Source organism: Rhodococcus sp. G6(2025) (assembly GCF_058628105.1).
The window spans coordinates 2,264,375-2,288,927 of the sequence record NZ_CP179750.1; the positions used below are offsets into that span (position 1 = coordinate 2,264,375).

Consider the following 24,553-nt stretch of genomic DNA (forward strand, 5'->3'; position numbering starts at 1 on the left):
AGTCATGATCAGCCCTTGACCGCGCCGGCGCTCAGGCCCTGGACGAGGTACTTCTGGATGACGGCGAAGACGGCGACGACCGGCACCGCGGCGATCAGACCGCCCGCGGCGAGAACTCCGAAGTCGACGTTGTAGGAGCCGATGGTGTAGCTGAGTCCGACCGGCAGCGTGAACTTCTCCTGGCTGCTGATGAACATCAGGCCGAACAGGAAGTTGTTCCAGCTGCCGATGAAGGCGAACGATCCGACGGCGATCAGGCCGGGCCGCAGCAGCGGCAGCATGATGATGCGGAATGCGCGCAGGCGTGAGCAGCCGTCGACCATCGCGGCCTCTTCCAGCTCCACCGGGATCTGCGCGATGAAACCCGCCATGAGCATGGCGGCCAGGGGAAGCTGGAACACGGTGTCGGCGATGATGAGGCCGGTCAGGTTGTTGACGAGGTTCATCTCGCGGAACACCTGGAACAGGGGGATGAGCAGCATGGCGCCGGGCACGAACTGGCTGCACAGCAGTGCCATCACCAGCGGGATCTTGGCGCGGAACTTGAAGCGGGCCAACGCATATCCGGTGGCCAGTGCGACGAACGTGGTCAGCACGAGCGACAACGCGGCAACGATGAGGCTGTTCTTGAAGAAGAAGCTGAAGCCGAGGGTGTTCCACACGGTGTCGAAGTGCTCGAACGTGATGGGCCAGGGGAGCATCGAATTCGATCCGGCGGGCCGGAAGGCGAACACGATCATCCAGTAGAAGGGGACGAGAGTGAACAGCAGGTACAGCGCGAGCGGCAGTCCGACGCTGAACAAGCGGGGCTTCTTCTTGTGTGCGCGCAGCTTCCCGGTGGTGTCCGGCTCGGACAGCGCAACGGCGGGACGATCGGTGGTGGTGGTCACGACGGTCAGACCTTCTCACTGTTGAACTTGCTCAGGCGCAAGTAGAGGATCGAGCAGAACAGCAGGATCACGAATGCGACCGTGGTGAGTGCCGAGCCGTATCCGAAGTCCTGGGCAGTGGTTGCGAGCTGTGAGACGTACAGCGGCAGTGTGGTGGTGACGTCGGCCGGGCCGCCCGCCGTGAGGGTGTACAGCAGATCGACGTTGTTGAACTCCCACACACCGCGCAGCAGCGTCGACAGGATGATGACGGCTTTCAGGTGCGGGAGGGTGACGAAGCGGAACCGCTGCCAGCGGTTGGCGCCGTCCACGTTGGCCGCCTCGTACAGGTCCTTGGGTGCGCTCTGCAGCTCGGCCAGGATGAGGATGGCGAAGAACGGCACACCGCGCCACAGCTCTGCGACGCCCGTCGCCCAGAACGCGGTGTCCGGATCGGCGATGGGAGCGGCAGTGCCGTCGCCGATGCCCATGTTTCCGAGAAGCTTGAAGAGGCCGGTCGACGGGTTGTAGATCAGCAGCCAGATGCCGGTGGTGAGAACGCCGGACACCGCCCAGGGGGAGAACACGAGGGCGCGTGCCAGGCCGCGGCCCCGGAACACCTCGTTGACCAGCAAGGCCAGTCCGAGTCCGAGGATCAACTGGAACACGACCTGGAATCCGACCCACTTCGCGGTGGTGACCAGGCTGGTCCAGAAGAGGGAGTCGGCGAACATCAGCCGGAAGTTGTCGAGGCCGGCGAAACCGTTGTCCCACGGCGTCGTCGGGTTGTAGTACTGCAGGCTGTAGTAGAAGACGCTGCCGACCGGGTAGAAGATGAAGACGGCCAGCAGGATGACCACCGGTGCGATCAGGATGTAGGGGGCAGAGGCTCTGCGCCAGGCCGGTCTGCGACGAGTTCGACCGGGCGAGGCCTGTGCCGCCGGCGCGGACTGCCCTCCTGGCCGGAGGGAGGTGGTGGTGACCATGGTGCACGCTCCGAAGTTCGGTGCCGGTCGCGCCGGCGGGTCAGGGGATTGTGGCTACTGCTGCTGAGGCGAGATCACGGGGGTGGCTCGTCAGCGTGGAAGGTGATGGGAACGATGCGGCCTCCGACCTGCCCGAGGTACCCGGTGTGCGTGAGGGGTTCCGTTGGCGGCGTCTGCGCTTGCTCGTTCATGTATGTGAACTCACGTCCTCTATGTGAATTGTCGAACTCACTATGACGGCAGTCACAAGGTCTGTCAAGGGTGTTCGCCTAGACATTGCGGGCGAGCCACTGGGCGGCCCCGACCTGCATTCCGGCCGAAAACCGGTGTCCGCCTGCGAACCACTGCGTAGTGAGCGCCCCGGACCCCTCGTACGCCCGCCGCAGCACGGCCTCGGAGTCGCGCATTCCCCGCCGGCCGAAATGGGAGTCGTCCAGCGCGAACTGAACCAGCAGCGGCCGTGGCGCCTGGCATGCGGCGATCTCGGGCCAGTCGCACACCGCCGGCAGGCCCGGAGTGATCATCAGCCACGTCGTATCGTCTGCTCTGCCGTCCGCGACATCCGCGAAAGTGCTCATCATCGCGGTGATCACCCCCGCTCGCAGGCGTGTCGAACACGCCAGCAGATGTGCGACGCGAGCGCCGCCGCCCGAGAATCCCGCGGCGGCGACCCGGTACGGATCGACACCGTCCGTCGCGAGGAGCACGTTCAGCGCCCGAAGGTCCTCGGCGACGACAGTGCCGGCGAGCGAGGTGCCCGTCAGGGCGGCGGTTTTGGCGAGGCCGTGTTCGTGCTCGCGCGCTGCCGCGTCGTATCGGCGCCGTCGGATCTCGGGAGTGTCCGGGCTGGGCGGGAATGCGGCGTATCCCGCTGCTGTGGCTCGGTCCGGTAGTTCCGGCCAGGGCACCCGCCTGCTGCCCCAGGGGAACACGTCGTGGACGAGGACGACGAAGCCCGCGTGCACGAGTCCTGTTGCGACCGACCTGCCTTCGTACCCGCGGGTCCGGAGTTCGGGGACACCCGGTGAGGCTCCGTCGGGACCGTCGGCCACCTTTTCCTTGCCGTAGAACTTGACGCCGTCGTGTGCGTGCATCAGCAGGACTGCAGGGCGGGCCGCGATCTCGCCCCCGTGGTCGGGGCGGAGGAGCCAGCCCTCGGTGTCGGGGCCGTCGTCACCGGCCGCCCAGGTGAGTTCGCGACCGGCGACGCCGTGCCGAACCCACGACCTGCCGTACGTCACCTCGGGTGTGTCCGCCGCCGATTCGTCCGTCACGCCGAGTACCTCGCGAACGGCGTCGCGTCGCGCGCCGGCCGGGGTCGATCGTGGACAGTCGGCCGAACGATGTGTTCCCATGTGTGAACTCCGTCTTGTCTATCGAACTCTGTATTCGAACCGTTGAGGGGAACTGCATGTCCGGAAGAACTGTCGATCGCATCGTCGCGCACGCGTATCCGTGGGACGTGCTCGGTGATCCGCACTTCGTCGACCGAGCGCGCGCGCTCGGAGTCACCGAGATCTCGCTCGCCGCCAGCTATCACTCGACCCGCGCGGCAACCCCGTTGCATCCGGCCCACAAGGTGGTCGACGCGCATCACGCCGCGCTGTACCGGCCCATCCGGCCTGCCGCGTGGGACGGGCACGCGGTCACGGCCAGGGCGGCGACGTGGGGCGGATCCGAGGACGCGTTCGCTGATGCGGCTCGCATCCTAATCGATGCGGGCATCCGCGTGAACGCGTGGATCGTGCTGTCCCACAGCACCGTTCTGGGGCAGGCGCATCCCGACGTCACCGTCGTGAACTGCTTCGGCGACCGCTACCCGTACGCGCTCGCGCCAGGGCACCCGGACATCGTCCGCTACGCCCGCACCCTCGCGGCGGAGGCGGTCCGTGGTGTCGACCTGCACGGCGTGTCGATCGAAGCGTGCGGACAGCTGGGGATCGCCCACGTCGGCCCACACGAGAAGACCGATGGCGCATTTCCGGGCATCGGCGACAGTTTGATGTCGATCAGCTGCACCGAACGGGAACGCGCACTGTGGGCGGAGCGGGGCGTCGCTCCGGACAAGATGATCGCGAAGCTGCGTTCCGGCGTGGATGCGCTGTCCAGGGGAACGCTCGCTCCGGACGCCCCGATCACCGACGTCCTCGGCGAGGCGGAGGCCGACGCGGTGCTGTCCGTGCGCCACGCGGACGCCGACGCACTCCGGGGTGCGGTGCTCGGCGCCGTGCGTGCGGAGATCCCGGCGGCCCGCGTCACGCTGCACTGCCATCCGAATCCCTGGAAGACCGGGCCGTCGCCTGCGCTGACCCCGGCTGCGTCGGGAGACGTCGACGCCGTGCTCGTCTCGGCCTGGCCGGGGACGGCCGAAACCGTCGCCGTCACGAAGGACACCCGCGCGATCGTCGGAGAGGCCGTCGACGTCGGCGCCTACGTGTCGGTGCTGCCGCCGAAGAATCTCGACGACGTGAGCAGCCACGTCGCGGCCACGGTCGCGGCCGGAGCCAATGAGCTGCACCTCTATCACCTCGGGCTGGTCAACAAGGTGCAGCTCGACGCGTTGGGGCGCATCGTCCGCGAGAACGCCCTCTGACGCGTCCGGGGCGGGCACCACCGCTGGTGCCCGCCCCGGCGCGACATCAGCGCATCCGTTGTCCGAGCGGGTGGTCGCAGAACGCGCCGCCGACACGCTGGAGGATCGGGTCGTCGAACGTCCATTCGTGATCGGCCAGGAACTCGTCGGCGAACACCTCCGCGTCGTCCTGCGGCTCGTACCCGATGGCTGCGCCCTCCGCTGCGGACCACCAGCTGCGGGTGTTCCGCGAGATACCCCACACGGTGTGAAAACCCTTGGCGGAGTCGGACAGTGCGGCCTCGATCAGACGAGCGGTGTCGGCAGGCGACATCCAGGAGGCGAGCCCGCGGTAGTTGGGCGGCCGGTCGAAGCTCGAGCCGATCCGCAGGTTGACGACGTCGATGCCGAAACGATCGTGGTACAGCCGGCCGAGCGCCTCGACTGCCGCCTTGCTCCAGCCGTAGAACCCGTCCGGACGCGGCGAGACGTCGCCGGGCAGCGGGTTGGAGCCGGCTTCCTCGTGCGTCCAGAAGCCGACGGCGTGGTTGCTCGACGCCGCGATCACGCGCGTCACGCCGTGGGCGACGGCGGCCTCGAACACCGCCTGGGTGCCGTCCACGTTGACGGACAGAATGTTCTCCCACGAGTCCTCGGTGCTGAGTCCGCCCAGGTGGAGCACGGCGTCGACGCCGTCGACCGCAGCGGTCACGGCCGCGCGGTCGGTGACCGAACCCTGGACGAACTCCTCGTGAGCGGGATCGATGTCGGTGATGTCGGCGATGTCGAACAGGCGCAGGGTGCGGCCGGGCTTGCGGAGCAAGGGTCGCAGCATCTTGCCCATGTTTCCTGCGGCGCCGGTGATCAGCAGACGCGAGGCGGTGTCGGTCATGTCTTCTCGTACCTCTCTGGGAGTAAGCCTTGTAATGCACATCACGGTAGTACATACTTCGAAACGAAGTCACTATCTTGACGAAGATTCACGTATGTGAACGAATCGTTCGCTTCACACTCCCACTCGGATCGTCCGGCACGTTCCTGCCGGTGAAGGGACCACCCACATCATGGCAACAGTCGCATTTCAGGGCGTCACCAAGTTGTTCCCCGGTGGCGACAAGGCCGCGGTCGATCACCTGGACCTCGACATCGAGGACGGCGAGTTCCTCGTCCTCGTCGGACCGTCCGGCTGCGGCAAGTCCACGTCCCTGCGCATGCTCGCGGGACTCGAAGACGTGGACCGGGGCACGATCGCCATCGGCGGCAACGATGTCACCGAGTTCCAGCCGAAGGACCGTGACATCGCCATGGTCTTCCAGAACTACGCTCTCTACCCGCACATGACGGTGGGCGAGAACATGGGCTTCGGCCTCCGCATCGCCGGTGAGGACAAGGCGGAGATCAAGCGTCGCGTCCAGGATGCCGCCAGGATCCTCGACCTCACCAAGTTCCTCGACCGCAAGCCCAAGGCCCTCTCGGGTGGTCAGCGGCAGCGAGTTGCCATGGGACGCGCCATCGTTCGCAAGCCGCAGGTGTTCCTGATGGACGAGCCCCTGTCCAACCTCGACGCCAAGCTGCGCGTGCAGACCCGCGCGCAGATCTCGGCGCTGCAGCGTCGTCTCGCCACCACCACCGTCTACGTGACCCACGATCAGGTCGAGGCCATGACGATGGGTGACCGGGTGGCCGTCCTGAAAGACGGAGTGCTCCAACAGTGCGACACACCGCGCCGCATGTACGAGCACCCGAACAACGTGTTCGTCGCCGGTTTCATCGGCTCGCCCGCGATGAACCTGCTCGAACTTCCCCTCGTCGACGGCGGGGTCAGCTTCGGTGGCTCCGTGGTCCCCGTCCCGCGCGGTGCGATTGCCGGCATCGGCGAAAGCTCGGTCACGCTCGGTGTGCGTCCGGAGGATCTCGTGATCACCACCGGTAGCGGACTCGACGTCACCATCGACGTCGTCGAAGAGCTCGGTGCCGACGCGTACGTCTACGGCCAGGCCGACATCCACGGGCGCAAGCAGCCCATCGTCGTTCGCGCCGACGGCCGCATCCCGCCGAAGCGCGGAGAGGTGATCACCCTGTCGTACGCGGCGGAGCGCACCCACCTGTTCTCCACCGTCACCGGTGACCGCCTCGTCGACTAGTCGAGACACAGACCTCCGACTCAAACCCGACCAATGATCCAAGGAGCCATCCATGCTTGACGGTGTTCTCTTCTTCCCTGTCACACCGTTCGACGGCAACGGCGACGTCGACCTTCCCGCACTGGCCCAGCACATCGAATCCGGTGTCGCGGCCGGACCGGGTGGAGTGTTTGCCGCGTGCGGGACCGGCGAGTTCCACGCGCTGTCCGCCGCCGAATTCCGGACCGTCGTGGAAACGGTGGTCACGGCCACGAATGGCCGTGTCCCGGTCTTCGCCGGCGCCGGCGGAGCCCTGCCCGTCGCGAAGGAATTCGTCGCCATCGCGGAGGACGCGGGAGCGGACGGCATCCTGCTCCTGCCGCCCTACCTCGTCGGCGCACCGGCCCAGGGCCTGGTGGAGTACGTGACGCAGGTGTCGGAGGCGAGCGACCTCCCGGTCATCGTGTACCACCGCGCGAACGGCCAGTTCACCGAGCAGAGTGCTCTCGCGGTCGCGCGACTGCCGAAGGTCGTCGGATTCAAGGACGGCGTCGGCGACCTCGACCTGACGTCGCGAATCGTGCGTACCCTGCGTGATTCTCTCGGCGACAAGGAATTCCAGTTCTTCAACGGCCTCCCGACCGCCGAGGTCTCGCAGCAGGCCTACCGGAGCATCGGCGTCACGCTCTATTCCTCCGCGACGTTCGCATTCGCACCCGATGTGTCTCTCGCCTACTACCGGGCGCTCGAGGAAGACGACACCGAGCTGGTCGACTCGCTGAACCGCGAGTTCTTCCATCCGCTGGTTCGGCTGCGCGACACCACCCCCGGGTACGCGGTCGCTCTGGTGAAGGCGGGCGTGACGTTCACCGGCCTCGACGCCGGCTCGGTGCGCGCGCCGCTCGTCGACGCCAGCGCCCAGCACCGGTACGAATTGGAGCAGATCGTGGCGGCGGGGCGGAAAGTGCTGGCGCAGTAGTGTCTTCGATCCATCGGCGGGGTGCGTATCCCGTCGATGGATCGAGGCTTCGAACGTACGTCAGCGCCTCGGGGCGCTAGTCGGCGGCGGCCACGAGCGGCTCGAGCGTGAGGTCGGGCAGCTCCTTCTGGATGTACTGCAGGCGCCACTTGTCGCTGACCAGAGCCAGCATCACCCCGTCCGAGCGGGTGAACACCTCGACGCCGCGCTGACGGTTCAGCTCGTCGGCCGACTCGGCGTCGGTGCGCCGCGCCAACGCGTAGCCCAGGGGTTCCATTCGGGCCTCGACGTTGAACTCGGCCTTCATCCGCGCCGCGACCACCTCGAACTGCATCGGGCCGACGGCCGCCATGACCGGGGAGGCGTCGCCACGCAGGTCGTTGCGGAGGATCTGCACGACACCCTCGGAATCGAGCTGATCCACGGCCCGCCGGAACTGCTTGTACTTGCCCGCGCTCTCGGCCCGCAGGATGGAGAAGTGCTCCGGCGCGAACGACGGGATCGGCGGGAACTCCACCTTCTTCTCGAAGAACAGGGTGTGGCCGGGGGCGAGCGCGGTGGCGTTGACCAGTCCCACCACGTCGCCGGGGTACGCAGATTCCACGGTCGAACGCTCGCGACCGAACACGGTCTGCGCGTACTTCGTCGTGAATGGCTTGCCGGTCTGGGCGTGGGTGACCACCATGCCGCGCTCGAACACGCCCGACACGATGCGCATGAACGCCAGCCGGTCGCGGTGCGCGGTGTCCATGCCGGCCTGGACCTTGAAGACGACCGCGCTGAACGGGTCGGTGACCTCGCGAGGGGTGCCGGCGACGTCCTCCCGGGCGCGCGGCGGCGGCGCCAGCTCGACCAGCGTGTCGAGGATCTGGCGGACGCCGAAGTTGAGCATCGCCGACGCGAAGATCACCGGCGACGTCTGGCCACCGAGGAACAGCTCCTGGTCATGGTCCTGACCGGTGGCCGACAGCAGCTCGCTCTCCTCCGCGGCGGTCTCCCATTCGGAGCCCTCCTTCGCGAGGGCGGCGTCGGCATCCATGACCTCTTCGGGGGCGATCTTCGCGCCACCCGCGGTCCGCGTGAACCGGATGTACTCCCGCGGGGCACCGTCCTCGCCGCGCCGCAGCAGGCCCCGGAAGTCGCCGGCGATCCCGACGGGCCAGTACAGGGGAGTGGGGGTGAGACCGATGCGTTCCTGGATCTCGTCGAGAAGCTCGAGCGGCGTCTGGCCCGGCCGGTCCCACTTGTTGATGACGGTGATCACCGGGATTCCGCGGTGACGGCACACCTGGAACAGCTTCAGCGTCTGCGGTTCGAGACCCTTCGCGGCGTCGATCAGCATGACTGCGGCGTCGACCGCAGTCAGGACGCGGTACGTGTCCTCCGAGAAGTCGGAGTGGCCGGGAGTGTCCACCAGGTTGATCACGTTGTCGACGGGCTCGTCCACCGACGCCTCGGTGGAGCGGTAGTTGAACTGCAGGGCGGTGGAGCTGACCGAGATGCCGCGGGCCTTCTCCATCTCCATCCAGTCGGACACCGTCGACTTGCGGCCCGCCTTGCCGTGGACCGCGCCCGCTTCGGAGATGACCTTCGCGTGGAGCGCGAGAGCCTCCGTCAGCGTCGACTTACCGGCGTCGGGATGCGAGATCACGGCGAACGTGCGGCGACGCGACGCCTCCGCCCGGACACCCTTCTCGGATTTCCCCACCGGTGAGGCGGATGCCTCGGATTTCACTTCCGGTGAGCCGGATGTGGCGACAGGCGCCGCCTCGGCTGGAATGGTGTCGGCCGAGTCGGACGGGGTAGTCAACGAAGAACCTCTCGGGGGACGGGATGCGTGTAGGAAGGCCGTGTGGCCGCATACCAGGTTACTCGGGTGCCGAACACGAACGCGCAGCACAGTCACATCCAGGGAGGAGTAACGATCGGAGGCCGGTGAGGGATTTATATGGGTGAGTCGTCGGGGCGCTCCGGAGTTCACCGTTTCTGCGTTCGGACACCCGTATGTGCAGGAGGAAGACTGTGAGCAAGTTCACCGACGAGATGTACGCGACCGCGGCGAGCAGCACCCGTGGCCTCAACACGGGTGAGCCCGACGCGCCGTTGCGGCAGCCGTGGGGCGAGATCCACAAGGCCGCGCGCCGCATGGCGGGCGCGCTCGCCGAGGCAGGTATCGGCCACGGCGACGCCATCGGCATCCTCGCCGGTCAGCCCGTCGACATCGCGCCCTCCTGCCAGGGCACCTGGATGCGCGGGGCGTCCGTCACCATGCTGCATCAGCCGACGCCGCGCACCGACCTGGCCGTGTGGGCCAAGGACACCGAGACCGTCATCAACATGATTCAGGCGAAGGCCGTCATCCTCGGTGCGCCGTTCGACGCCGCCAAGCCGCTGTTGGAGGAGCGCGGCATCACCGTGGTGACGGTGGCCGAGCTGAACGCGGGCACGGAGATCGACCCTGTCGAGACGTTCGAGAGCGACATCGCGCTGCAGCAGCTCACGTCCGGTTCCACCGGTTCGCCCAAGGCCGTGCAGATCACGCACGAGAACTTCTACACCAACGCCTACGCCATGATCGACCGCATCAAGTTCTCCATCGAGGACGACGTGATGATCAGCTGGCTGCCCCTGTTCCACGACATGGGGATGGTCGGGTTCCTCAGCGTGCCGATGCAGGTCGGGGCGGAGGTCGTGAGCATCACCCCGATGGACTTCCTCCGCACGCCGCTGCTGTGGGCGGAGCTGATGGGCAAGTACAAGGGCACCGTGACGGCCGCCCCCAACTTCGCGTACTCGTTGCTCGCCCGCCGCCTCAAGCAGGCGGAGGACGGCGCCGTCGACCTCAGCACCGTCCGGTACATGTGGAACGGTGCCGAGCCCGTCGACCCCGAGACGATGAACAAGCTCGCCGAGGCGGGCGCCCGCTTCGGCCTGAACCCGTCGGCACTCGCCCCCGTCTACGGCATGGCCGAGACCACCCTCGCCGTCTCCATCCCGGATCCGGATCAGGGCCAGGTCCTCGACCTCGTCGACCCGGATCTCCTTGAGGCCATGCAGCGCGCCGTCCCGTCGAGCAAGCCGAACGCGCGTGCCCTCGCCACCCTCGGAAAGATGGTGCCGAACCTCGAGGGACGCGTCGTCGACAGCGAGGGTGAGCTGCTCCCGACCCGCGGTGTCGGCATCATCGAAGTCCGCGGCAAGGCGGTCACCCCCGGATACATCACGGTCGACGGCCACAAGCCCGCCCAGGACGCGGACGGCTGGCTGAACACCGGCGACGTCGGCTACTTCACCGAAGAGGGCCTCGTCGTCGTGTGCGGTCGCGTCAAGGACGTCATCATCATGGGCGGCCGCAACATCTATCCGACGGACATCGAGCGGGCTGCGGGGACCGTCGCCGGCGTGCGTCCCGGCAACGCGGTGGCCGTCCGCCTCGACGCGGGGCAGAAGCGGGAAAGTTTCGCGGTCGCGGTGGAGACCAACGACTACCAGGACCCCGAAGTGGTCAAGCGCATCGAGCACGAGGTCGTGCACGCCGTGTTCTCCGAGGTCGGAGTACGACCCCGCACCGTCGCAGTGCTCGGCCCCGGCAGCATCCCCAAGACGTCGTCGGGCAAACTCCGCCGCGCCACGTCGGCGAATCTGGTCCACTAGGCGCTCCGCGCCCGTGCGCCTTTTTGGTAGGCGTTTTCAAGCGGCCGTCGCAACAACGAGTTTCCCGAGACGCTCGGCTGGACTGTCCCAGTCGAGCGTCATACGGGGACGACGATTGAGTTTATCGGCCACCACGTCGAGGTAGACCTCGTCGAACCCGTCCAACGCGATCCCCTTGGGGAAGTACTGGCGCAGCAAGCCGTTTGTGTTCTCGTTCGTCCCGCGCTGCCACGGCGAACGCGGATCACAGAAATACACCGGCACCCCCGTCTCGACAGTGAACCGGGCGTGCTGACTCATCTCCGCACCCTGATCCCAGGTGATCGACTTGGCAAGGTGCTGGGGAAGCTCGGTGATCTTGCGGGTCATCGCCGACCGCACCTGCTCGGCGGAATGCCCATCCGGCAGGTGCAACAGCATCACGAACCGGGTCGACCGCTCCACCAACGTCCCGATCGCCGACTTGTTGTTCGCCCCGATGATCAGATCGCCCTCCCAGTGACCGGGCACCGCCCGGTCCTCGACCTCGGCGGGACGCTCGGAAATCATCACCATGTCCGGGAACTTCCCCCGCCGCTCACCGACCGTGCTTCGGTGTTTACGCAGGTAGCGGCCGGTCCGCAGATGGGCGGTCAGCTCCCGCGTCAACGCTCCCCGGGACTGGACGAACAACGCCTGATAGATCGATTCGTGTGACACCCACATCTCCGGCCGGCTCGGATACTCCCGCCTGAGCTTGTGCGAGATCTGCTGCGGTGACAAGTCCTCACCCAGCCACCCCTGCACCTGCTCCCGCAACTCGGCGTGGGCGGCGAGCTTGGCGGTCTTGGGGCGCCGGGCGCGGGCCTCGGCGTCCCGTTGGGCCCGTGAGGCCAGATACTTCCCGCGATAGGACAACGCCCGCCGCAGTTCCCGGCTGATCGTGGACGGGCTGCGGCCCAGTGCGTGGGCGATCGCCCGGATCGTCCACCCGTCCCGGCGGAATTCGTCGATCTGCTCCCGCTCGGACAGCGACAGATACCGCCCCGACGGGGGAACAGGTCGGCGGGGACGCACTCCACCGACCTGCACCAGCCACCGCCGCATCTGGGTCAGCGAGACCTGCACCTCACACGCCGCGCTGACCGTGTCCTGCCCCGCCCGCAAACACTCCCAGAACTGCTCCCGCACTCGCCGCTCGATCGGCGGCCGCCCCTTGAACACCATCCACAACACCCTTCCTTACCAGGGATGTTGCGTCGACCGACTGAATACGCCGTAGCTGGGAGAACCAGAAAGGCGCACGGGCGCGAAGCGCCTAATGCAGGCGGTTCTGCGCTGCCTCGAGCCCGACGCGCAGGACCAGTTCGACGGCGTCGGCCGACTCTTCGCAGACCAGGTCGAGCTCCTTGCGTTCCACCGACGAGAACGGCTTCAGCACGTACGACGCCGGATCCATCCGTCCGGGGGGACGGCCGATCCCGACACGGGTGCGCAGGTAGTCCTTGGTGCCGAGTGCGCTCGAGATGGACCGCAGTCCGTTGTGCCCGCCCTCGCCGCCGCCCTGCTTGAGGCGAATGGTCCCGAAGTCGAGGTCGAGTTCGTCGTGGACGACCACGATGTTGCCCGGATCGACGGAGAAGAACCGGGCCAGGCCGGCAACGGCGGAACCGGACAGGTTCATGAACGACCGCGGCTTGGCGAGGATCGTCGGACGGCCCTCGAGTCGGCCCTGGACGATCTCGGCGCCGCTCTTCTTGTGCGCGCTGAACTTGCCACCCATGCGAGCGGACAGCACGCCGGCCACCATGAAGCCGACGTTGTGCCGGGTCTTCTCGTACTGCGGTCCCGGGTTGCCCAGGCCCACCACCAGAGCGGTGTCTTCACTCACCGACAGGGTCCTTCCATGCGTGAGGGGGTCGTGTCAGACGACAGCGGCGCGTCACCCCGGACAATCCGGGACGACGCGCCGCCGACATCAGTGCGGTTGCGAGAGGATCAGCTCTCGGCGCCCTCTTCGGCCGGAGCCTCGGCGGTCTCGGCGGCGGCTTCGCCGGTCTCCTCTTCGAGGTCGGCAGCGGTCGGGGCCGCGACGACGTTGACGATGAGCAGTTCCTCGTCGGCCTGCAGGGTGGAACCCTTGGGCAGCTCGAGCTGGTTGGCCAGGATCTGGGTGCCGACCTCGAGGCCCTCGACCGAGACCTCGATCTGCTCGGGGATGTGCAGCGCGTCCGCTTCGAGGGAGATGGTGGCGGCGTCCTGCGCGACCAGGGTGCCGGCAGCGGCCTCACCGGTGACGACGACGGGAACGTCGACGGTGACCTTCTCGCCCTTCTTGATGACGAGGAGGTCGGCGTGCTCGATGTAGTTGCGGATCGGGTGAACCACGACCGACTTGGTGAGCGCGACCTGCTCCTTGCCCTCGATGTCGAGGGTCAGGATGGCGTTGGTGCCGTGCGCGCGCAGGATGGCGGCGAAGTCGCGGGACGGGACGTTCAGGTGGCGGGGGTCCTCACCGTGGCCGTACAGGACTGCGGGGACCTGGCCGTCGCGGCGCGCGCGGCGGGCGGCGCCCTTACCGAACTCGGTGCGCACGGCGGCTACGAGGCGATTTTCGTCAGACATGGTGAAACGGCTCCTACAACTCACGGTGGTAACTGGCGGGCGGTTCGAGTCGACGAGGGACGAACACGCGACGGCCAGGAGCGAAACGCTCGAGCAGAGCCGTCGCCGCGTCGATCACGGTGAGCCAGTCAATGGGAACTTCTGGTTCACCCTCGCCGAGACAACTTATGGAACTCTACCGGATGGCCCGCTGACCTGCTAATCGGGTGTCCTCGGGAGGCTGCGCGGCGCCGAGGTGGGGACAGTGCAATCCGATGCAACGCTGCCGCTCGGTCCTTGTGATCCGTATCACAGAGGTATCGAACTTCTCGATTCCCGACGACGGAGGACATCATGACCGCCACACTCGACTCACCCGTCGACACCGCCATCCCGCAGCCGGGTGACATCGCCCGGCGCTGGCTGGCCGGATTCGGTGCCGCCCTCGAACGAGGCGACGTGCGCGGGGCCGCCCAGCACTTCCTGGTCGACGGTTGGTGGCGCGACCTGCTGTCGTTCACCTGGGATCTGCACACCACGCACGGTCGCGCGGACATCGAGTCGCGCCTCGCGGATTCGGTTCCGGTGCACGAGCCGCGCCACCTCGTCCTCTCACCCGCGCACCCCGCCGAGGCGGTGGCCGATCCGGAGGGTGACTGGATACAGGCCTTCTTCACATTCGAGACGACCCTGGCCCGCAGCCGCGGTTTCGTTCGGCTGAGGCGCGACGACGACGGCGAGTGGCGTGCCTGGACGTTGATCAGCGCGATGGAGGAGATCAAGGGTCACGAGGAGAAGAAGGGGCATCGGCGGGTTCAGGGCACGAATCACGGCGCCCACCGCGGCAAGATCAACTGGCTCGACCGGCGAACCGCCAAGGGCGAGTTCGAGACCGAGCAGCCGGCGGTCGTGATCGTCGGCGCCGGCCAGGGTGGTCTCGCCCTCGCCGCCCGTCTGGGACAGCTCGGAGTCGACACCCTGCTGGTGGAGCGAAACGACCGGATCGGTGACAGCTGGCGAAAGCGCTACCACTCGCTGGTCCTGCACGACCCGGTCTGGTACGACCACCTGCCGTACCTGAACTTCCCCGACCACTGGCCGGTGTTCACGCCCAAGGACAAGCTCGCGAACTGGTTCGAGTTCTACGCCGACGCAATGGAACTCAACGTGTGGACGGGAACCGAGTTCACCGGCGGCAGCTATGACGACGCCACCGGCGAATGGACCGTGACCGTCGCCCGCGACGACGGCTCCACCCGCACGCTGCACCCCCGGCACGTCGTCCTCGCCACGGGAATGAGTGGGGTGCCGAACATTCCGCGGATCGCTGGCGCCGACACGTTCGAGGGAACCATCGAGCATTCGAGCTGGTTCGTCGGCGGCCGGGAGATGCAGGGCAAGAAGGCCCTCGTCGTCGGCTGCTGCAACTCGGGCCACGACATCGCCCAGGAACTCAACGAGCAGGGTGCGGATGTGACCATCCTGCAGCGCTCGTCCACGTATGTGATGAGCAGCAAGCACGGTATCCCCGGACTGTTCGGCGGCGTGTACGAGGAGGGCGGGCCCGCGGTGCAGGACGCCGACCTGATTTTCGCGTCGCTGCCGTACCCGTTGCTCGCGGGAATTCACGCGGGGGCGACGGAGGCCATCGCCGAGAAGGACGCGAAGATGCTCGACGGTCTGCGGAAGGCCGGATTCAAGGTCGATTTCGGCGAGGACGGCAGCGGCCTGTTCATGAAGTACCTGCGACGCGGCGGCGGCTACTACATCGACGTCGGCGCATCCGAGCTGATCGCGAGCGGCGAGGTGACGGTGAAGCAGGGAACCGAGATCGATCACTTCACCCCGGACGGGGTGGTGTTCGCCGACGGCACCGAGATGCCGGTGGACGTGGTGGTTCTCGCGACGGGATACAAGAACATGCGTGAGAGCGCCCGCAAGTTCCTCGGCGACGCGGTCGCGGACCGCTGCCAGGACGTGTGGGGCCTCGACGACGAGGGCGAGCTGCGCACGGTGTGGCGCCGGTCCGGTCATCCGGGTTTCTGGTTCATGGCCGGCAACCTGCATCAGTCCCGGCACTACTCGAAGTATCTGGCCTTCCAGATCAAGGCCCAGGAGGAAGGGTTGCAGCCGATCCGATGACGGACAGTGGTGTGGCTCACAGCGCCGGGGGTAGCCTCGGCGTTGTGAGCGCTGAACGTCCGACCGCAGACCGGCTGACCGCAGTGGCAAGCGGTGTGGATCTGCCGCGACATGCGCGGCTGCTCAGCCGGGTGCACGACGCCGTGCTGTCCGGGCAGCAGCCGCCCGCCCTTCCGCGGGGCGTGGTGGCGCGGTCGTGGTCCCGTCTGCAGGCCGGCGGTGTGAGCCCGGACCTCTGCGCGGACGTGGAGCCCGCCGACTTCTCCGAGATCGAGGCGCGGCGCACCCGGACGGCGCTGCGAACCGTGCTCCCGGAACTGCGCAGCACGTTGACGCAGGTCGCGGACGATGCGAACTTCATCGTGGTCATCGCCGACGCCGACGGTGTCCTGTTGTGGCGGGAAGGTTCCCGCGGGGTCCGGAAAGCGGCTGATGCCCTGGGATTCACGGAGGGTGCGCGCTGGGCGGAGCAGGCGGTCGGCACCAACGCGATCGGCACGGCGCTGATCGAAGATGCTGCAGTGCAACTGTTCTCGGCCGAGCACTATGCCCCCTCGCATCACGGCTGGTCGTGCACCGGGTCGCCGGTTCACGATCCGCGCACCGGCGAGATCCTCGGCGTCGTCGACATCAGTGGGTCGGCGATGTCGATCCACCCGACCACGGTCGCGCTCGTCCGCACCGCCGTGCGTCTAGCCGAGGCGACACTGTGGCGTGAGCACACGGCGCAACTGGACAAACTACGCGGCCGGGCGGCACCGCTGCTCGCGTCGGCGGGCGGTCCGGCGCTGGTCGTCGACAAGCACGGGTGGGTCGCGGAGGCGAGTGGCATCGCGGCGCCGGAGCGGGTCGCGCCGCCGAGCCTGGACCGGCCACTGCTCGTCCCGGGGCTCGGGCTGTGCGTGCCCGAACCGCTCGGCGACGGCTGGCTGGTGCGCAGGCGCGTCGGCGGGGCGGCCATCGAACTGGAACTCGATCTCGGTGACGCGCCGCACGTGACGGTCCGGGGCGACGTCAACTGGACGCGGGCGCTCTCGCCCCGGCACGCCCAGATCCTGCGGGTGCTGTCGGTCGCGGGACCGGCGGGTGTCGACGCCGCCTCGCTCAGCGAATCGTTGTTCGGCGACCGCGACCACGTAGTGGCGGTCCGCGCCGAGGTCTCGCGTCTGCGCAAGAGTCTCGGCGCGGTCCTGAGCACCCAGCCCTACCGGTTCGCGGCCGGCGTGACGGTCCGGCTCGTCGGGTAGGCCCGGTCATGCCTCCTTCGCGGCACTGATGCCGGCGCGGCGGCCGTAGAAGCTGCCGTCGCCGAGGGAGGTGCCGCTGGCGTAGCCGCCCGCGCACACGCCGGACGTGCACCGTCCCGCTGCGAAGAGGCCGGGGATCGGTTCGCCGGAGACGTGCAGTACCTCGGAGTTCACGGTCGTCCGCAGACCGCCGAGAGTGAAGCCGAGGGTGAACCCGCGCAGGTCGAGTGCCGCGACGGGGGTGCCGATCGGCTTCACCCACTCGGACTTCTTGTGCAGCAGCGGGTCCGATCCTTCGGCGGCGTGCTTGTTGTACACCTCGACGGTCGACTGCAGTGCGCCGGCGGGCAGGCCCATGTCGGATTCGAGTTCCGCGACGGTCTCCGCCGCCCACTTCGGTTGCACGCGCAGGAACGGCGTGGCCGTGGTTGCGGCCGCGCCTTCCTCGTACGACGCCTCGTCGATGATGAGGAACGCCTGGTTGTCCTGGTGGAACAGGGTCATCTGGCCGATCCGCCCGGAGTACGTGTCCTCCGGAACGTAGCGCTGCCCCCGGCCGTTGACGAGGATGCCGCGGACGATCAACTGGGGGTCGCAGACGAACGCGACCTCGGTGGCGTCCATGTGGGCGAGATCGGCGCCGAGGGCCTGCGCCATGAGGATCGACCGTCCGTCGTGCTCCTCGATGGCGGCTCCGGGGCGGCCGATCAGTCGCGGCGCGTGGGCCTCGATCATCTTGTCGTTGTAGGCGAAGCTGCCGGTGGCGAGGACGACGCCGCGGCGCGCCCGGACTGTCACCTCCTTGCCGTACTGCTTGGTGACGATCCCGACGACGCGACCGGTGTCGTCCGTGACGAGAGTCTGGACGCGCATGTCGTATTCGGCTCGGACCCCGAGCTTTTCGGCGGTATCGACGAGCGGCTTCATCAGCATGTAGCCGCCACCCTTCTCGCCGGTCCTCTTGCCGTCCATCTGCGGAACGTGGCCGCGCGGTGCGGGAGTCGCGATGTCGTTGAAAGGCGCCGCGTTCTCGCCGCCCGAGTACATGAGTCCGTCGTCGAACGGCGGTTCCCAGCCGGGTTCGCCCCAGAAGCTCTCCTTGAACGGGACACCGCAGTCGACGAGCCAGTTGTAGTGCTCGACGCTGCCCTCGCAGTAGTCGGTGATCTTCTCCTCGTCGGCACCCGGGCCGAGCGCCGCCATCATGAACGTCTTCATGTTCTCGGGGGAGTCGTCGAACCCGCACGCCTTCTGCAGCGGCGTCCCTCCGCCGAGGTAGATGAAGCCGCCGGCGAGAGCGGCGGCACCGCCCCAGCCGCTGGTGCGTTCGAGGACCAGGACGTCGGCGCCGGCGCGCGCCGCCTCGATGGAGGCGGACACACCGGCGATGCCGTAACCCGCGACCACGACGTCGGCCTCGTAGTCCCACTCGGCGACCGTTGCTGCGGACCGGGGGCGGATCGGTGTGGCGTCGACCATGGGTGGAAGTCCTCTCGGGCGGTCACAGGTGTGGTGTGACGTGGGTTACCCTCAAACTGTAACCTGTTACAAAACCCGAATCGGTGGATCTCCCGATCAGTGGGACGTCCCGTCCGGAGGTCGGCGAGGGCCCGGCTGTCCGGGCATGTCCGTCACGCCGGACAGCTCGTAGTGCAGCGTCGACGTGCGTGCCAGACGGTGCGCGAGATGCACGCCCGGGGTGCGGAAGTACGCCCGATCGCCCTCCCTGGTCCGTCATCGCGAAGTCCTGGTTCTCGGGTGAGTTCCAGCTCAGTGCGCTAGTTCGCGAGTGTCCGCACCTCCGCGAGGAACCGGTCGAGGTCGTCCGGGGAGCAGAAATAGTGCGGCGATGCCCTTACCACGGCGTCCAGTCCGCGGGCGCTCATGTCCAGCAGTGTCGATCCGCGCAGGCTGGCCGTGACGGTGACGTTGCGGGCAGCCAGCTGTTTCCGGACGTCGCCGGGATCGAACCCGTCGACGGTGAACGAGACGATTCCGCAGCGGCGGGCGCCGAGGTCGCGCACGGTGACACGGGGGATCGCCGCGAGCCCCGACCGGAGGTGCTCGGCCCCGGCCGCGACGGCCGCCTCGACGTCGTCCACCCCGAGGTCGAGGAGATAGTCGGCCGCCACCCCGAGCCCGAGGCGCGCGGCGACGTCGCATTCCCAGAATTCGAACCGGCTGGCATCTGTGGCGAGCCGGTACGCATCGGCGGCGGTCCACTCCGCGCTGTGCAGGTCGAGGGCGGCCGGCTCGAGGGTCGCGGCCAGTTCCGGCCGGACGTACAGGAAGCCGGTGCCCCGCGGTGCACGAAGCCATTTGCGGCCCGTGGCCGAGAGTGCGTCGACGCCCAGCTCGCTGACGTCGAGGGCGATCTGACCGACGGACTGACACGCGTCGAGCAGCACCAGCGCGCCGTGCGCGTGTGCCAGCTCCGTCACTTCACGGACGGGATTGACCAGGCCGCCGTTGGTGGGCACGTGCACGAGGGACACGAGACGGACCCGGTCGTCGAGCAGCGTTTCGAGGGCGGCGACGTCGATCTGGCCTGCGGGGTCGCTGGGGATCACGTCGACCGTCGCGCCCACGGATCGCGCCCGCTGCAGTACGGCGATGGCGTTGCTGGCGTACTCGACCTCCGAGATCAGCACACGGTCCCCGGCCCCGAGCGGAACGGCGTGGAAGAAGTCGTTCCAGGCGGTGGTGGCGCTGTCCACCAGGGCGATGCTGTCGGCGCTCGCCCCGATCAGCCGGCCCAGGGACGACTTCACGGCCGCGAGGTCGTCGGCCCGTTCGGCGGCCGCGACGTAGCCACCCACGTCGGCCTCCCGGCGCAGGTGCGCGAACACGGCGTCCAGGACCGGGGTCGGCGGAAGCGAGGAGCCTGCGCTGTCGAGGAACACCTTGTCGAGGCAGCCCGGGGTGTCCCGTCGCGCCTGCTCGAGGTCGAGCATGTCCGATACCTCCCTTTCGCGGTGACTGGACTCGAACGTACCCGTGCAGGTTCCTCGAAAAGTATGCCGTTGGGGCGTGCATCGACGGCCGAGGCGCTCTAATGTCGATAACGACGTTCAGGCGGCGCCCGAAGGGGAGGGTCGAATGGCTACTGCAGTTCAGTCCGTCGAGGCAACGTGTTTCACGTCGCGGCCGGCGGCGGAGGCGTACCTGGGTGGTGTGTGCTTCAAACTGGGGCCACCGCAGCTGATCGGCGCGGAATTGGAGTGGCTGACCGCGCAACTGCCGGAATACGTGCGCCCCGACCTCGCCGCTCTCGCCGAAGCTCTCGGGCCGCACACTCCCAGAACCATCGATCCCTCTTCTCCTGCTCAGCTCCTTCCCGGTGGCAGCGCCGTCACGGTCGAACCCGGCGGACAGATCGAACTGTCCAGCGCCCCCTATTACTCCGCACGCGAATTGTGCGACTATCTCGCCGCCGATCAGGCGGTTCTCGCGGACCTGCTGTCTTCCCGATCGATCCTCATGTCGTCCGAGGCCGCGGACACTCGCCGGCCCGCTCAACGTCTCCTCCAATCGCCGCGGTACTGCGCCATGGAATCCCGCTTCACCGGCATCGGGCCCTTCGGGAAACTGATGATGTGCAACACCGCCGCAACGCAGATCAGCGTGGACGCCGGGGCCGATCCGGTTGCGGTGGAGAAGCGGTGGCATCTGCTCCATGCCATCGGTCCTGCATTGATCGCGGCCTTCGCGTGTTCGCCGCGGCTCTACGGGGTGCCCGACGGGCAGTGGGCGTCGCAGCGGATGCGAACGTGGCTCGAACTCGATTCGCCGCGCACCACCGGAACCCCGCACATCGCGGACTATGCAGGGTGGGTACTGGACGTGCCGTTGCTGTGCATCCGCAACGACGGAACGGATTGGACAGCGCCCGACGGTGCAACTTTCGCGGACTGGGTCGAGGGCGCACTGGACGACGTGATCGGTCGCCCGACGCCCGCCGACCTCGACTATCACCTCACCACCCTGTTTCCGCCCGTGCGTGCGGCCGGTCATCTCGAGGTGCGCTACCTCGACGCGCAACCGGGTGACCAGTGGCGGGTTCCCATCGCGGCGATCGACGCGCTGCTGTCGGGTCCGGGTGCCATGGCCGAGGCGCTCGACGCGGCGCTGCCCACCGCCGAACGCTGGCAGGACGCGGCCGAGTTCGGCCTGGCCGACCTCGAACTGCGCGCTGCGGCAACAGCTCTGCTGTCGCTGGCGGCGGCCTACTCGCCCGACCCCGAATTCGTCAGACTGCTCGATGCCGCCGCCGAACGATGTTGCCGGGGCCAGGCACCGAGCGAGGAACGCTGATGGGTACCCGCGAGAAGATCGAGACCGTGTTGACACGGGCGCGGGAGCGCACCGCGGGGTTGACGGACTGTGTGGACGGGGAGGACCTCGTTGCACAGCATTCCGCGTTGATGAGCCCGCTCGTGTGGGATCTCGCGCACATCGGCAATCAGGAAGAGTTGTGGCTCGTGCGGGACGTCGGAGGACGGGAACCGGTCCGCCGCGACATCGACGAGTTGTACGACGCATTCAAACATTCGAGGAACTCCCGGCCGTCCCTGCCGCTGCTGAACCCGGACGAGGCCAGGGAATACGTACGCACCGTTCGAGACAAGTCGTGGGACGTGCTCGACCGCAGCACGTTCCGGGGCCGGCCGCTCGAGGAGAACGGATTCGCGTTCGGCATGATCGCGCAGCACGAGCAGCAGCATGCCGAAACGATGCTCGCCACCCATCAACTGCGCACCGGCCCAGCTGTGCTGGCCGCGGAGAGCGCGCCGCGTGTCGGCGGGGCGATGGACGAGGACGAAGTGGTCATTCCCTCCGGCGAATTCACGATGGGAACGTCGGACGATCCGTGGGCGCTCGACAACGAGAGGTCCGCGCACCGCGTGCACGTTCCGGCGTTCGTGATCGACGCCGTCCCCGTCACCAACGGCCGCTACCTCGAGTTCATGGACGACGGAGGGTACGCGCGGCCCGAGTTGTGGAGTGAGCGGGGATGGGCGCACCGCCTCGACGCCGGATTGGATGCTCCCCAGTTCTGGGAGAACGACGGTTGCGGAACCTGGTGGCGACGAAGGTTCGGGGTGACCGAGCCGATCCACCTCCAGGAACCGGTCGTGCACGTCTGCTTCTTCGAGGCCGAGGCCTTCGCACGCTGGGACGGCAAGAGACTTCCGACCGAAGCCGAATGGGAGAAGGCCGCGCGGTGGGACCCGTTCACCGGCCGGTCGCGCCGATTCCCCTGGGGCGACGCCGAACCCGACTCCTCGCTCGCCAACCTCGGGCAACGTCACCTCGGTCCCGCGGTGGTCGGGGCATATCCGTCGGGGGCATCCCCGCTCGGCGTCCATCAGCTGATCGGCGACGTGTGGGAGTGGACGTCTTCGCCGTTCGAGCCCTACCCCGGGTTCTCGGCGTTCCCGTACCGCGAGTACTCGGAGGTGTTCTACGGCGGCGACTACCGCATGCTGCGCGGCGGTTCGTTCGGCACCGACCCGGTGGCGTGCCGTGGGACGTTCCGCAACTGGGACCACCCGATCCGGAGGCAGATCTTCTCCGGATTCCGCTGTGCTCGGGACCTTCCGGGGGACGACCGCTGAGATGTGCCGACACCTGGGCTATCTGGGACCGGAGCAGTCGGTGGGCGACCTCTTGAGTCGTGGCGAGAACTCGCTCCTGCGCCAGTCCTACGCGCCACGCGACATGAGAGGTGGCGGGACCGTCAACGCCGACGGATTCGGTGTGGGCTGGTGGGGATCGGACGGTTTCTCCCGCTACCGCAGTGCCCAGCCGCTCTGGTCCGACCCCGTCGTGCGAGAGACGTTGCCGAACATCTGCTCCCGCGCCGTGGTGGCCGCCGCACGGTCGGCGACGGTCGGGATGCCCGTGCAACACACGGCCTGTGCACCGTTCTCCGACGAGACCTGGGCCTTCAGTCACAACGGGGTGGTGCGCGGGTGGCCGGAGTCGCTCGGCGCGCTCGCCGCGGAACTCCCCGTGAGCGATCTGCTGCAACTCGAGGCACCGACCGACTCGGCAGCGTTGTGGCTTCTCCTGCGCCGGGCGCTCGGCGAGCAGGACCCCGAGAAGGCGATGAGTGCGCTCGTACAGGACGTCGTCGCCGCTGCCCCGAACTCGCGATTGAATCTGCTGCTCGGCAACGGCAGCGAACTGTGGGCCACCACCTGGCATCACTCGCTGTCGGCGCTCGTCGACGACGAGCGGGCCATCGTGATGTCCGAACCCTACGACGACAACCCCGCATGGCAATCGATTCCGGACCGTCACTTCGTCAGCGCACGCCCCGGACACCTGATCGTCACCCCGCTCGAGATGGGAGCACGATGACCACCACACCGACCCTCGAGGTGTACCTGCAGCCCGAGCAGCTCAAGGCCGCTCTGCGCAAGGACGCCACCGTAGGGCTCACGTCGAACCCGAAATGGCTGCCTCCCAAATACTTCTACGACGCCCGCGGGAGCGAGCTGTTCGAGCAGATCACCGCGTTGCCCGAATACTTCCCGACGCGTACGGAACGGGAACTGCTCAGACGATATTCGGGGGAGATCGCCGAGGTCGCGGCGCCGGAGATTCTCGTGGAACTCGGATCCGGGTCGTCGGAGAAGACACGGCTCCTGCTGGGCGCCGGTACGCGGCACGGAAGTCTCCATACGTACGTGCCGCAGGACGTGTCGGTGTCCGCGCTCGAGGGTGCGGCGGAGCAGATCGGCGTGGAGTTCCCGAATCTGACCGTGCGCGGTGTCGTCAGCGACTTCACCGAGTCGCTGCACCACCTTCCACGCGGTGGGCGCCGCACGATCGCGTTCCTCGGTGGCACCCTCGGAAACATGGTGCCGGCCGAGCGGGCGGAATTCCTCTCCGGAATCGCCGACGTCCTCGAACCGGGGGAGCACCTCCTCCTCGGTGTCGGACTGGTGATCGATCCCGCCGTCCTCGTCCCCGCATACGACGACGCCGCCGGGGTGACCGCCCAGTTCAACCGCAACGTCCTGCAGGTACTCAACACGCAGCTCGACGCCGACTTCCCGGTGGACGAGTTCCGGCACGTCGCGCTGTGGGACGCGGAGAACGAGTGGATCGAGATGCGGCTCGAGGCCGAGCGTGCGATGTCGATCCGCGTGGAGGAGCTGGATCTGGACGTGGAGTTCACCGCGGGTGAGCAGCTGCGGACGGAGATCTCGGCCAAGTTCACCCTCGACGGGATCCGACGGGAGTTGGCGGAGGCGGGATTCGACGTCGACCGCACCTGGACCGATCCCGACGACCGCTTCGCGCTGGTGTGCGCCGCGCGGAACTGACCGACAAGATCAACTTCGGGCACGATCGCGCTTATAGTGACCGCGTAGTGCGCAATCGACC

General features: G+C 67.8%; 20 protein-coding genes. 10 read left to right on the forward strand and 10 right to left on the reverse strand.

Annotated elements, in window-relative coordinates; genetic code table 11:
* Positions 1-8: 8 nt before the first annotated feature.
* The 3 genes from ACLIVD_RS10250 to ACLIVD_RS10260 form a co-directional block, all read right to left on the reverse strand.
* Positions 9-890: a carbohydrate ABC transporter permease gene (locus ACLIVD_RS10250; RefSeq protein ID WP_283331489.1), complete on the reverse strand. Its 882-nt coding sequence runs from the start codon at positions 888-890 to the stop codon at positions 9-11.
* A 5-nt stretch (positions 891-895) separates the two neighbouring features.
* Complete coding sequence (locus ACLIVD_RS10255) at positions 896-1,855, reverse strand: carbohydrate ABC transporter permease (protein WP_105413292.1); 960 nt, start codon at positions 1,853-1,855, stop codon at positions 896-898.
* A gap of 269 nt (positions 1,856-2,124) precedes the next feature.
* On the reverse strand, positions 2,125-3,129 hold the full coding sequence (locus ACLIVD_RS10260; protein WP_491932413.1) for a hypothetical protein: 1,005 nt from the start codon (positions 3,127-3,129) through the stop codon (positions 2,125-2,127).
* A gap of 137 nt (positions 3,130-3,266) precedes the next feature.
* On the opposite strand from ACLIVD_RS10260, the gene ACLIVD_RS10265 reads away from it, so the two are divergent.
* Positions 3,267-4,448 carry a hypothetical protein gene (locus tag ACLIVD_RS10265; protein WP_283331487.1) on the forward strand — a complete coding sequence of 394 codons (1,182 nt, stop codon included), beginning with the start codon at positions 3,267-3,269 and terminating at the stop codon, positions 4,446-4,448.
* A gap of 46 nt (positions 4,449-4,494) precedes the next feature.
* Here the strand turns inward: ACLIVD_RS10265 and ACLIVD_RS10270 are convergent, their stop codons facing one another.
* Entirely contained in the window at positions 4,495-5,319 is an 825-nt protein-coding gene (locus ACLIVD_RS10270) for an NAD-dependent epimerase/dehydratase family protein (protein WP_491932414.1), read from the reverse strand.
* Between the two features lie 172 nt (positions 5,320-5,491).
* Here ACLIVD_RS10270 and ACLIVD_RS10275 point away from each other — a divergent pair, with 172 nt between their 5' ends.
* Positions 5,492-6,571 carry an ABC transporter ATP-binding protein gene (locus tag ACLIVD_RS10275; protein WP_283354650.1) on the forward strand — a complete coding sequence of 360 codons (1,080 nt, stop codon included), beginning with the start codon at positions 5,492-5,494 and terminating at the stop codon, positions 6,569-6,571.
* A gap of 52 nt (positions 6,572-6,623) precedes the next feature.
* Positions 6,624-7,529 carry a 5-dehydro-4-deoxyglucarate dehydratase gene (locus ACLIVD_RS10280; protein WP_283331484.1) on the forward strand — a complete coding sequence of 302 codons (906 nt, stop codon included), beginning with the start codon at positions 6,624-6,626 and terminating at the stop codon, positions 7,527-7,529.
* Between the two features lie 76 nt (positions 7,530-7,605).
* Here ACLIVD_RS10280 and ACLIVD_RS10285 read toward each other — a convergent pair whose 3' ends face one another.
* Complete coding sequence (locus tag ACLIVD_RS10285) at positions 7,606-9,339, reverse strand: peptide chain release factor 3 (RefSeq protein ID WP_317568146.1); 1,734 nt, start codon at positions 9,337-9,339, stop codon at positions 7,606-7,608.
* Between the two features lie 212 nt (positions 9,340-9,551).
* Here ACLIVD_RS10285 and ACLIVD_RS10290 point away from each other — a divergent pair, with 212 nt between their 5' ends.
* On the forward strand, positions 9,552-11,183 hold the full coding sequence (locus ACLIVD_RS10290; RefSeq protein ID WP_477952957.1) for a fatty acyl-AMP ligase: 1,632 nt from the start codon (positions 9,552-9,554) through the stop codon (positions 11,181-11,183).
* A gap of 36 nt (positions 11,184-11,219) precedes the next feature.
* On the opposite strand, the gene ACLIVD_RS10295 is transcribed toward ACLIVD_RS10290, so the two are convergent.
* The 3 genes from ACLIVD_RS10295 to ACLIVD_RS10305 form a co-directional block, all read right to left on the reverse strand.
* Complete coding sequence (locus ACLIVD_RS10295; RefSeq protein ID WP_477955332.1) at positions 11,220-12,389, reverse strand: IS30 family transposase; 1,170 nt, start codon at positions 12,387-12,389, stop codon at positions 11,220-11,222.
* 91 nt (positions 12,390-12,480) lie between these two features.
* On the reverse strand, positions 12,481-13,053 hold the full coding sequence (gene pth, locus ACLIVD_RS10300; protein WP_491932415.1) for an aminoacyl-tRNA hydrolase: 573 nt from the start codon (positions 13,051-13,053) through the stop codon (positions 12,481-12,483).
* 107 nt (positions 13,054-13,160) lie between these two features.
* Positions 13,161-13,787, reverse strand: a complete 627-nt coding sequence (locus ACLIVD_RS10305; RefSeq protein WP_105413284.1) for a 50S ribosomal protein L25/general stress protein Ctc — start codon at positions 13,785-13,787, stop codon at positions 13,161-13,163.
* Positions 13,788-14,120: 333 nt separating this feature from the next.
* Here ACLIVD_RS10305 and ACLIVD_RS10310 point away from each other — a divergent pair, with 333 nt between their 5' ends.
* Both ACLIVD_RS10310 and ACLIVD_RS10315 read left to right on the forward strand, forming a co-directional pair.
* Positions 14,121-15,908: a flavin-containing monooxygenase gene (locus ACLIVD_RS10310; protein ID WP_491932417.1), complete on the forward strand. Its 1,788-nt coding sequence runs from the start codon at positions 14,121-14,123 to the stop codon at positions 15,906-15,908.
* Positions 15,905-17,155 carry a GAF domain-containing protein gene (locus ACLIVD_RS10315; RefSeq protein WP_317568144.1) on the forward strand — a complete coding sequence of 417 codons (1,251 nt, stop codon included), beginning with the start codon at positions 15,905-15,907 and terminating at the stop codon, positions 17,153-17,155. Before ACLIVD_RS10310 ends, ACLIVD_RS10315 begins: the two co-directional genes overlap by 4 nt.
* 6 nt (positions 17,156-17,161) lie before the next feature.
* Here ACLIVD_RS10315 and ACLIVD_RS10320 read toward each other — a convergent pair whose 3' ends face one another.
* Positions 17,162-18,634, reverse strand: a complete 1,473-nt coding sequence (locus tag ACLIVD_RS10320; protein ID WP_317568143.1) for an FAD-dependent oxidoreductase — start codon at positions 18,632-18,634, stop codon at positions 17,162-17,164.
* A 299-nt stretch (positions 18,635-18,933) separates the two neighbouring features.
* A complete protein-coding gene (locus ACLIVD_RS10325; protein ID WP_105413279.1) occupies positions 18,934-20,109 on the reverse strand; it encodes an aminotransferase class V-fold PLP-dependent enzyme in 1,176 nt (391 codons plus the stop codon).
* 145 nt (positions 20,110-20,254) lie between these two features.
* On the opposite strand from ACLIVD_RS10325, the gene egtA reads away from it, so the two are divergent.
* Genes egtA through egtD form a run of 4 tightly spaced genes read left to right on the forward strand, consistent with a single transcriptional unit; the run spans position 20,255 to position 24,492 of the window.
* Complete coding sequence (gene egtA, locus ACLIVD_RS10330) at positions 20,255-21,469, forward strand: ergothioneine biosynthesis glutamate--cysteine ligase EgtA (RefSeq protein WP_317568142.1); 1,215 nt, start codon at positions 20,255-20,257, stop codon at positions 21,467-21,469.
* Positions 21,469-22,773, forward strand: a complete 1,305-nt coding sequence (gene egtB / locus ACLIVD_RS10335) for an ergothioneine biosynthesis protein EgtB (protein WP_491932418.1) — start codon at positions 21,469-21,471, stop codon at positions 22,771-22,773. Before egtA ends, egtB begins: the two co-directional genes overlap by 1 nt.
* 1 nt (position 22,774) lies before the next feature.
* On the forward strand, positions 22,775-23,521 hold the full coding sequence (gene egtC / locus ACLIVD_RS10340) for an ergothioneine biosynthesis protein EgtC (RefSeq protein ID WP_491932419.1): 747 nt from the start codon (positions 22,775-22,777) through the stop codon (positions 23,519-23,521).
* Positions 23,518-24,492 (forward strand): L-histidine N(alpha)-methyltransferase, encoded by a 975-nt coding sequence (gene egtD / locus ACLIVD_RS10345; protein ID WP_491932420.1) that lies wholly within the window; start codon positions 23,518-23,520, stop codon positions 24,490-24,492. The genes egtC and egtD overlap by 4 nt, the downstream gene beginning before the upstream one ends.
* The last annotated feature ends 61 nt before the right edge of the window (positions 24,493-24,553 follow it).